Consider the following 9,863-nt stretch of genomic DNA (forward strand, 5'->3'; position numbering starts at 1 on the left):
ACCAAGCAAACCGCCAGACCCAACGATCACTAGAGAGCCGATGCATAAAGAACTGCCATTGTCGCGTGTTCTAGGGACATGAGCAAAACAGCGTCTCGTGGGAAACGCACCAACATCTCAATCTCTCTGCCAATTCACCGCAACGACTGCTGCTAAAACATCTCCAAGCCACATTTACATTCTCACACACAGCCGCCCCCCACACACACCAGCAAGTGAGGCAAACACCGGATCACTACTGACACACTTACCATCACCTATCAACACTCTCCTGATGATTCAAAACACATTCTAATAACACCCATGACAACAACGGATCCAACCACACATCTCAAAACTCCAACTCACCTCCTGCAGCACTGTCAAACAGCGGACCGAAGCATCCCGTATACACATCACAAGTCCTAATCACACCATTTCTAACATCACTATGAACCCATACATTTATTCAGACAGAAGATTTCGGTCAGTCCTTTAAAAAAACCTTCGCATACATCCAGGTTAACTTCCTCACATCATCGTGAATCAATGACTCACAACGACAGCGACAAAAACACCTGGGAAAAAAGAATTCATCACTTCAATGGGACAGCATCAGCTTTCACATCTGAGGCACACGGACACCCATTCCCACACCCAGAACGCAACGTTGAACGTCGTTCCTACGACGCCCCTCAGCAGCACGCGGCATCCTAAAAGCAATCCACTAGAAACCGGAAATGTATTGGATCGTGGACACCATCCAGAAACACAAACCGACCCGTTTTGAACCTACCCGCCACAACCACATTGCAGCAAACTCTCAGCCACCAACATCAACAAGACACTGAAAGCCAACTGCACCGACAAGCAGACCAACTCTATTGAAGAAGACTCCCAACCGCGCGCAACCACCGTATTACAGGACATCAGCCATGTGTTTGATCACCGACGAATAAACACCCAGGACACCATCATTCATACAAAACCACATGCAACACATCATCCGAACATTTTTAAAAAACCACAGACAGCCCCCTAACAATACGGCACACCATGCTATTTGCTTGGCTGACCATCAACTTGCTCACTTGTAGGAGACACCACCGGCACTCGCTTGACAGCCCTATCCTTACCAAACACTGACAACGGACTCTTTGTTGCCGACTTAACATCGCTGACCACTTTTACAGGGATCGCTTTTTTAGCCTGCACCGCTGAACCCGGTTGCTTTAGCTCCAACAACGCCGTCATGATCGGCGTATCGCCCGGCAACGGATCACTGGAAGTACAACCTGGCACCCCTTCATCAGTACCACGCAAATGGCCTGGAAGCCCTGCCTCACTGCGATCAATCCCGCTGCCTGAAAGATCAGCCGCTCCAACACCATCTGGCTTGAGCAGCAGATCAGGAACAATCCCCCTCGCTTGGATCGAACGACCACTCGGAGTGTAATAACGCGCCGTCGTCAATTTGACCGAATCGCCATTATCAAGCGGCAACAACGTCTGCACCGATCCCTTACCGAAGGTACAGCTGCCAATGACGCGCGCACGATGATTGTCACTCAGCGCACCCACCAACACCTCCGAAGCGCTGGCCGAACCAGCATCGACCAATACCACCAACGGGAGACCATCCAGTAAATCTCCCAGCGTTGCATCAAAGCGCGTATCACTCGCCGAAATACGGCCACGCGTACTGACAATGTTTCCCTTATCCAACAAAGCATCAGCAACCTGCACCGCTGCCGTCAGCAATCCACCAGGATTACTACGCAAGTCCAATAACAGACCACGCAACTTACCACCCGCTTGCTGCTTAAGCTGTCCCAAATGCTTATGGAAATCGTTACCCGTATCGGCCTGGAAAACACTAATACGGATATAGCCATAACCAGGCTCAAGCATACGGCTACGCACACTAGCGATGTGTATCGTCTCACGCTTGATTGTCATATCGAATGGCTTGCCATTCTTATCGCGCACAATCGTCAAAGTGACTTGACTGCCTGGCGCACCGCGCAGCGGCTTCATCGCATCGACATTGGCAAGCGGCTTGCCGTTGATCGCCACGATCAGATCACCTGGACGCAAACCAGCACGCGCTGCTGGCGTATCATCAATCGGCGCGATCACCTTCAACGTGTTGTCCGACTGCTCTTGCAGCTCCACACCGATCCCATCGTAAACACCGCTGGTTTGCTCGTCGAAGGCATCGGCATCCTCCTTATCAAAATAGGTACTATGCGGATCCAGATCCGAAAGCAGACCTCGCACCGCAGAATGCATCAGCTTCCTGTCATTGACCGGATCAACATAGGCTTGCTTGATGGCGTTATACACAGAAACAAAGCGGCGGATTTCATCTAACGGCACGTTAACATCGTTGCTCTCCGGCATTTCCATCTCTTCAACCGGAGGAGACATAACAACACCGCTGGGATTCTTCGCCGACAACGAGAAAGACAACAAGACCACACTTATGGCCAATGACAACCCAACAACACGCATGCAGCACTCCGGAAAGAAAACGGCACCCGGTACTACCGAGCAATGACGAATTATGCGGGAAGCAACAGACAATACAGATTGAATGGCCGCCGAATCAGCAAATAACGATCATAGATTCGTGACAGATACCTCTACGGAATCACACACCGCCTTCAGTGCTTTTGCAACCAACTCAAAGGATTGATCGGCTGACCATTGTGGCGCAACTCAAAATATAGAGCAGACACTCCCTGCCCTCCCGACCTACCAACCTTGGCAACCAATTCACCACGTTTCACATACGTCCCTGGATTACGCAACAACGTGTCATTGTTTGCATACAAACTCATGTAACCGTTGCCATGATCGACAATCAAAATCATTCCGTAACCAGTCATCCATTCAGCAAATACCACCATGCCATCGGCAACTGCCACCACATTGTTTCCGGCAGGAGCAGCGATTAATACCCCCTTGCTGATCCTCCCATCCGGCAATGCCCCACCGTAGGATGCTAATAAGTTACCCGTCACCGGCCAACTCAGCCCCCCCACCTTGGGTCCAGTGACGTTAGTCGTCCCCTTAGGCGGCATCTTAGCGGGCACATGACCGCTCTTGGCTTCTAACTCAGCCTGAGCAGCGGAACGCCGGGCCGCTTCGCGGCGCTCAGCCTCAGCGCGCGCTGCCGCCGCACGTAGGCTGGCAAGCACTTGCTCCAATGCTTTGGCATTCTGCCCCAACACTTTTTCGCGTTTACTACGCTCCTGATAGCGAGTATCCAATTCAGCCACCGTCTTAGCCTGCTTTTGCCGATCCTGCTTGAGGATGGAAGCCTGTCCAACCTGCTGAAGGCGTGTCTGCTCCAAAGTCTGACGCTGAACAGCGATACGCTGCTCCAACGCAACCAAGCCCTGCAACTCCTGAGTCAACGCCCTAATACGCTCGGCACGCGCGCGCTGCAGATATCGATGGTAGATCACTAACCGATTCGCATCCGCCACACTATCCTGAGATAACAACAACTTGAGCGGCACACTGTCACCCACTTGATACACAACACGCAGCAAGACCGCAAGCTGACGACGTTGCTCCTCCAATCCCTGCTGCATCTGTTCACGTTGCCCTTGGGCTTGGATCAGCGCCTGCTCCTGCTCACGCAACTTATCCTCAATCCGACTAAGATCACGTGCAGAGCGCGCGACCTGCTCATCAACCTGACGCAAACGCCGGGTCGCATCACCGCGTTGACTCTCCAACTGCTGCCGTTGCTTGGCCACATCATTTAATTCGCTACGTGTCCTAGCCAACTTACGCTCGGTCTCACTCTGATTCTGTGCGACGGCAGACTCAGCCAGCACCGCACCGACCACCAATGCCAAGGCGCACTGGAGACAAAATGGAAACAGACGCACAAGGACGGAACGATAAGACAACAAACGGACAATCCAATGACTACAACACAGATGCGAATTGTAGCCAAACATCCTCAGATTACCTGACAAGAAAACGACAACACACACCGAAGATTTATGAACGTGCAATCGGACGTAGACCTAACCAATACAACCTGATCGATACCAAATGAAACAACTACCTCCTTAATCACATATCAAACCCATACCGCGCGCAACGACAGATCACGAGTAGAATTTCTCAGTCATCCAGCGACGAGCCCCTCCAATGCCCCGCACGTTCCTGTTGAGCTTGACCGTCTGCACCGGCCTGGTCAGTTGCCAACGCACTCCAGCGCCGCCGCCGCCGCCCACCGCTGAAGTAACGACCGTGCCCACTCATTCGCACGTATTCTCAGCTGAAATCACCTCCGCAGATGTTGCTGAACTCCTAAAATCTTTCACCTCAAAAGTCTCCGAAGACAGCGCCCCGAACAGCAACGGCGAAGAAAAAACAATCAACTACCTCCGCGATCAAATGCTGCGTATCGGCCTGCAACCGGGCAATGGTGACAGCTGGTTCCAAACCGTACCCATGATCGAAACGATCACCGATCCGACGAGTACCCCTGCGTTACACACCGCAGACCAATCCCATGCCCTGACATTCGGACGGGACATCCTGCTAGGTACCAGAACTGCACAACCAACAGTGAAACTGCACAACAGCGAATTAGTGTTCGTCGGCTACGGAGTGGATGCCCCAGAACAGCAGTGGAACGATTACGCCAACCAAAATTGGAAAGGTAAAACCGTCGTCATACTCATCAAGACCCCCAACTTTCACAATGGCAACGCAAAACTGGCCAGTGCCAAGCGTATGACCTACTACGGATACTGGACCTACAAATTCGAGGAAGCTGCACGCAAAGGAGCCGCAGCAGCACTGATCGTGCACGACAACATGGCAACAACCTACCACTGGGATGCACTTCAAAAATACTGGTCTGGACCACGATATGACCTGCCCAATGCCGACGATTCAGAATCGCGCCTGCAAGTACAAGGATGGATCAGTCAACAGACAGCACACCAACTCTTTGCCAATGCCGGCTTGGACCTCAACAACGTTTACCGCGACGCAAGCAAACGCGGCTTCAAACCGATCTCACTGAAAGCCAACTGGTCAGTGGACCTGAAAAGCACCATCACACAAAAAACCTCTCATAACGTCATTGGCGTACTACCAGGCAGCCAACAAGCTGATGAAGCAGTGATCTACACCACCCATTGGGATCACCTCGACACACAGACCGACAACATAAGCAATAACCACACCCAGATAGCGGGCAATGCGATTGGCGTAGCCGGAATGCTAGAAATCGCCGATGCATACACTCACCAACGACCACGCCCGGAACGTTCCGTCGTGTTCTTGGCAACGGCATTCAAAGCATCGGACATGCCCGGTTCCAAATACTACGTACAGCACCCCAGCTTCCCCCTGGATAAGATTGCTGGAGTCATCAACCTAGATACGATGTCAGTCACCAACCGCACACGTGACCTGACCGTCATCGGCTTCGGCAGCTCACAACTGGAAGACATTCTCAAACCTGTCGCCGCACTTCAAGGACGCACCCTACATGGTGAAACATCCACGCAAAACGACACATACTTCCGATCAGGTCACATCAACTTCGCCAAAGCGGGAGTGCCTGCGTTGTACATCCATCGCGGAGAATCCCTACGTAATAACAGCACCGTCACTGGTGGGCACACCATTAATCAAAACGATGCACAGCAACGTTATCAACCAAACAACATAGACAACCAAGCAACTTGGACGTTGGATGGTACTGTCGATGACCTGCAAGCACTGTACGAGGTAGGTCGTGCCCTGACGATCAGCGGGCAATGGCCAAATTGGTACGAAGGACAACCGTTCAAAGCGACACGCGACCGCATGATGGCAACCAAACCGACACTGATGTCAAACACGGCAGAACAGTGATATACGCATCAATGAATAAAACACCTCATCAAGCAATAGATACTGCAACATCTGCAACCGCTTAGAACGACTCACAACAGCGCCATTGATGCCGACGTACTGAGTCCAAACAGCCAACGTGTCTTGACTACCCTGCAGATACCAGCAAGTCACCAAACCATAAAAGACAAAAACACTCTTACGCTTCACCCACACCTGCATTTGAGACACATCACACACCCCAGCAGAGCGCCTCGGCACAAACAACAGCGTTGTTATCATCGACGGATAACTCGCTGCCCACTGAAAATATACGATGGCTATGATTTAGTACGCACCTCTCAGAGACCGTGATACCAATCACAACTGAACCATACCCACACACAACACACGAAAAATATCTCTATGCCCATTTCCTTTCTATACCCTTTATGCCTCCTCCCCTCCTGTTTCCTAATACTGCTCACAAGCTTGACGACACTGGCACCAACATCACCAAGCCATACCACAAACATACTGACGTACGCTGGTATCAATCTTCCTGGCCCGGAATTCAGCCCAAGCAATAAACCAGGTGTTCTCTATAAGGACTATCTTTATCCAAGTGCATCTGACTACGCTTACGTGGCCAAAAAGGGCATGAACATCGTGCGCCTCCCTGTCCTTTGGGAACGCGTCCAGCCCACACTGAATGATGCATTGGACGCCACGCAACTCAACCTGATTCTTAACGCCGTCGAGCAAGCGAAAGCCCAGAAATTACATATCATTCTAGATATCCATAACTACGCCAAATATAACGATGAGCTGATCGGCAGTGACAATGTTCCTATCAGCGCCTTCGCTGATCTATGGAAACGTCTGTCCCTACAGTTTGCCAACGACAAAGCAGTCATCTTCGGGCTGATGAACGAGCCTCATGAAATCACCTCAACCACTTGGGCTAAGGCTGCTCAAGCATCCATCAACGCAATCCGCAGCACTGGCGCACGTAACCTCGTATTAGTGCCGGGTACCGCTTACAGCGGCGCACACAGTTGGCTGAGCAGCTACTACGGCATCCCTAATGGAGAAGCGCTGCTGAACATCAATGATCCTGCCAAACACATGGCGTTCGAAGTACACCAATATCTCAATGAAAATAGCACCGGCACGACGGGCGAATGCATCAGCACCACCATCGGAGCCGAGAAGCTAGAAGCATTCACCAACTGGCTGCGCACCTACCACAAAACCGGTTTCCTTGGCGAGTTCGCTACTGGCAACAACGATACTTGCAACAAAGCATTGGAAGGCATGCTCAGCTATATTGAGGAAAACGCAGACGTCTGGTTGGGACTGACGTGGTGGGGATCTAACCCCTGGTTTAGTCCCGATTATCCATTCAACCTGCATCCAAACAGTGACGGCAACGACAAGCCGCAGATGAGCATCCTGGAATCACACACACGTAAGATCACTAAAATCCACAAATAATCGTAAAAAACACACCAGACGCAATAAAAACGTGATCGAGTGAGCAACCAAGGATGTTGGGAAACAAGGCCTTTTCACCCACAACGCCCCCTCTCCACTGACTTGATTGACAGCAACATAATTGGAAACTCACATCCAGATACCACCCCCAACACGGGGGTGGACTCGACACTGGAGCACAACTGAAAAAGTTGAGTACCGCAGTGGATTTGAAATGAAACAGTGAATGAATAACTCTGAATCCTCCCGATCAACAACCACTCTCAATACGCACACCTCAACATCGCCGTTTTGTCATTCCTGCTTACAGCTGACTCAACAGATTCAAAATCGACGTCTTGCATTGACATTGGACTACGACGAAAAACCTTTTCTTCACAACTCAAAGATTATTCATCACTTACTACAGACTGCGAATATTTCTTCTGCATCACGGAATTATGAATCTTTCACCCCGTCACGAGGTAACTTAAAGCGCACATTTCAGCTCGGTACAGCTCACCTTTATCCACAATAATTGTGGATAACCTTGTTAATAAGACAGTGGCAATACTGATAAATAGAAGGCTTTAACACTGTGTTGAAAAAAGCGGCAAAGCAGGAAAAAACGCTTTAAAAGCGAATATTCTTTTTGAAAAAAATAAAATCTTTTTTTGTTAAAAAGCACAGTAATAGGCGGCCATCGGCAATGCTCAGCAATGCAGCATTCATTGACAACACATAAAAATAATACAGAGCAGCAGCTTCGACCAAAATCAATCCTCAAAGAGGGCTATACAACAACAGCCCCCCCCCGGACAATCGCCAGAAACCACGCCTAAGCGTGGGAGCCACCTCTGAGATACACATTCATCTACAACATAAAGAACCGTACAGATGCCACGATCAGCATCCCAAAGATAAACTCAAGGAGAACCAAAAGGAGAACCAATATTCATCCTCCCTCCAGCGAAGCCCACTAGGCTTGGTGCAATGCGTCAGCATCCCGCTCAGATCACCGCAACATCCATCACCTGTGCAGTCGCACGCAACCACCGCACAATGCTCTCAGCCGCGTCGCGCCCCTCGGCCACGGCAGTGACAACCAAATCGGCACCACGCACACAATCACCACCAGCAAACAACTTCGGATGCGTTGTCTGATAGGTCAGTCTATCGCCAGTATCAGACAACGCCACCACAATGCGGCCGTTGCTCGACGCTTGTACACCCTGCGCAGTTAACCACTCCAGCAACATCGGCGAAAAACCAAAAGCAATAATCACCACATCCGCTTCCAGCACCGCTTCAGTACCCTGGATAGGCACTGCGTTGCGACGACCATTGGCATCCGGCTCAGCAAGCTTCGTTTCCACCACAGTGACACCAATGGCTTGTTTGTCGGTACCGGATTGAATCGACAATGGCTGACGATTAAACAGAAAGCGCACCCCCTCTTCCCGCGCGTTAGCAACCTCACGCGCCGAGCCAGGCATATTCGCCTCATCACGCCGATAGATACAGGTGACTTTGGTGGCACCTAAACGGATCGCACTCCGTACACAATCCATGCCGGTATCACCGCCACCGAGTACAACCACAGACTTCCCCGCCACATCCGGCAACTGCACCTGATCCTCCCAACCGGCAATCGGACGGCCATACGGATCATTGCCAGAAATGATACGTCCGTTCTGAACCAAAAACGGTAATGCCGGCAACACGTTTTTCAAGTCCTGACCCGGCAAGCCACCGTCCGTGTAGCGATACGCACCGACGCCAAGGAACACAGCATCGTAGTCCTCCAACAACGCTTCAATCCCCAGATCCTTTCCAATCTCCACACCCAATCGAAACTCTACGCCCATGCCCTCAAGCACTTGGCGGCGCGTACTCATCACCGCCTTATCAAGCTTAAAACTGGGAATCCCGAACTGCAGCAACCCGCCGATCTGCTCATAGCGGTCATACACCACCGCCTGGACCCCAGCACGCGCCAAACGATCCGCACAGGCAAGGCCGGCAGGCCCTGCACCGACCACCGCCACACGCCAACCCGTCGGTTGCACATGGCTCAAATCGGGACGCCACCCCTGCTGCAACGCGGTATCCACAATGTACTTTTCCACCGCACCGATAGTGACCGCACCAAACTCCTCCAGCGTGCAACTGCCTTCACAGAGACGGTCCTGCGGACACACCCTGCCGCACACTTCAGGAAGCGGGTTGGTTGCATGGCACAACGCTGCGGCCTCATCAATGCGATTTTCCTGCACTAACTGCAACCACTGCGGGATGGCGTTATGCACCGGACACTTCCAACTGCAATATGGATTACCACAGTCCAAACAGCGACCGGCTTGGTACTGCGCTTCACCCTTATCGAACTTACCGTATAACTCCCGCCAATCCCCGGAAGTACGCAGCTCCACCGGGATGCGTTGCGGCATCTGCCGAGGCAAATCAAGAAATTGGAAAGCGTGCTTGCGACTCATAAATAAAGATTCCGTGACTTCTTCGTTCCACGCACTCACCATCCAGCGGGAACACAT

At 51.4% G+C, this 9,863-nt stretch carries 7 protein-coding genes; 2 read left to right on the top strand and 5 right to left on the bottom strand.

What is annotated here, in order from left to right:
• Positions 1-771: 771 nt before the first annotated feature.
• From F7G16_RS11265 to F7G16_RS11275, 3 genes are all read right to left on the bottom strand, one after another.
• The gene (locus tag F7G16_RS11265; RefSeq protein WP_014607518.1) at positions 772-909 is read right to left on the bottom strand and encodes a hypothetical protein; all 138 of its coding nucleotides are present in this window, start codon (positions 907-909) and stop codon (positions 772-774) included.
• Between the two features lie 129 nt (positions 910-1,038).
• On the bottom strand, positions 1,039-2,493 hold the full coding sequence (locus F7G16_RS11270; RefSeq protein WP_012382780.1) for a S41 family peptidase: 1,455 nt from the start codon (positions 2,491-2,493) through the stop codon (positions 1,039-1,041).
• Positions 2,494-2,645: 152 nt separating this feature from the next.
• Entirely contained in the window at positions 2,646-3,956 is a 1,311-nt protein-coding gene (locus F7G16_RS11275) for a murein hydrolase activator EnvC family protein (protein WP_004087500.1), read from the bottom strand.
• Positions 3,957-4,152: 196 nt separating this feature from the next.
• Here F7G16_RS11275 and F7G16_RS11280 point away from each other — a divergent pair, with 196 nt between their 5' ends.
• A complete protein-coding gene (locus F7G16_RS11280) occupies positions 4,153-5,877 on the top strand; it encodes a M28 family peptidase (protein ID WP_004087491.1) in 1,725 nt (574 codons plus the stop codon).
• On the opposite strand, the gene F7G16_RS11285 is transcribed toward F7G16_RS11280, so the two are convergent.
• Positions 5,857-6,117, bottom strand: coding sequence for a hypothetical protein (locus F7G16_RS11285; protein WP_230577827.1), 261 nt, complete (start codon positions 6,115-6,117; stop codon positions 5,857-5,859). The two genes, F7G16_RS11280 and F7G16_RS11285, sit on opposite strands and share 21 nt — an antisense overlap.
• Positions 6,118-6,261: 144 nt before the next feature.
• Between F7G16_RS11285 and F7G16_RS11290 the strand changes: the two genes are divergently transcribed.
• The gene (locus F7G16_RS11290; protein ID WP_004087488.1) at positions 6,262-7,332 is read left to right on the top strand and encodes a glycoside hydrolase family 5 protein; all 1,071 of its coding nucleotides are present in this window, start codon (positions 6,262-6,264) and stop codon (positions 7,330-7,332) included.
• A gap of 989 nt (positions 7,333-8,321) precedes the next feature.
• On the opposite strand, the gene F7G16_RS11295 is transcribed toward F7G16_RS11290, so the two are convergent.
• Entirely contained in the window at positions 8,322-9,806 is a 1,485-nt protein-coding gene (locus F7G16_RS11295; protein ID WP_011098354.1) for an FAD-dependent oxidoreductase, read from the bottom strand.
• Positions 9,807-9,863: the final 57 nt, after the last annotated feature.

Source organism: Xylella fastidiosa, from assembly GCF_011801475.1.
Lineage (GTDB): Bacteria > Pseudomonadota > Gammaproteobacteria > Xanthomonadales > Xanthomonadaceae > Xylella > Xylella fastidiosa.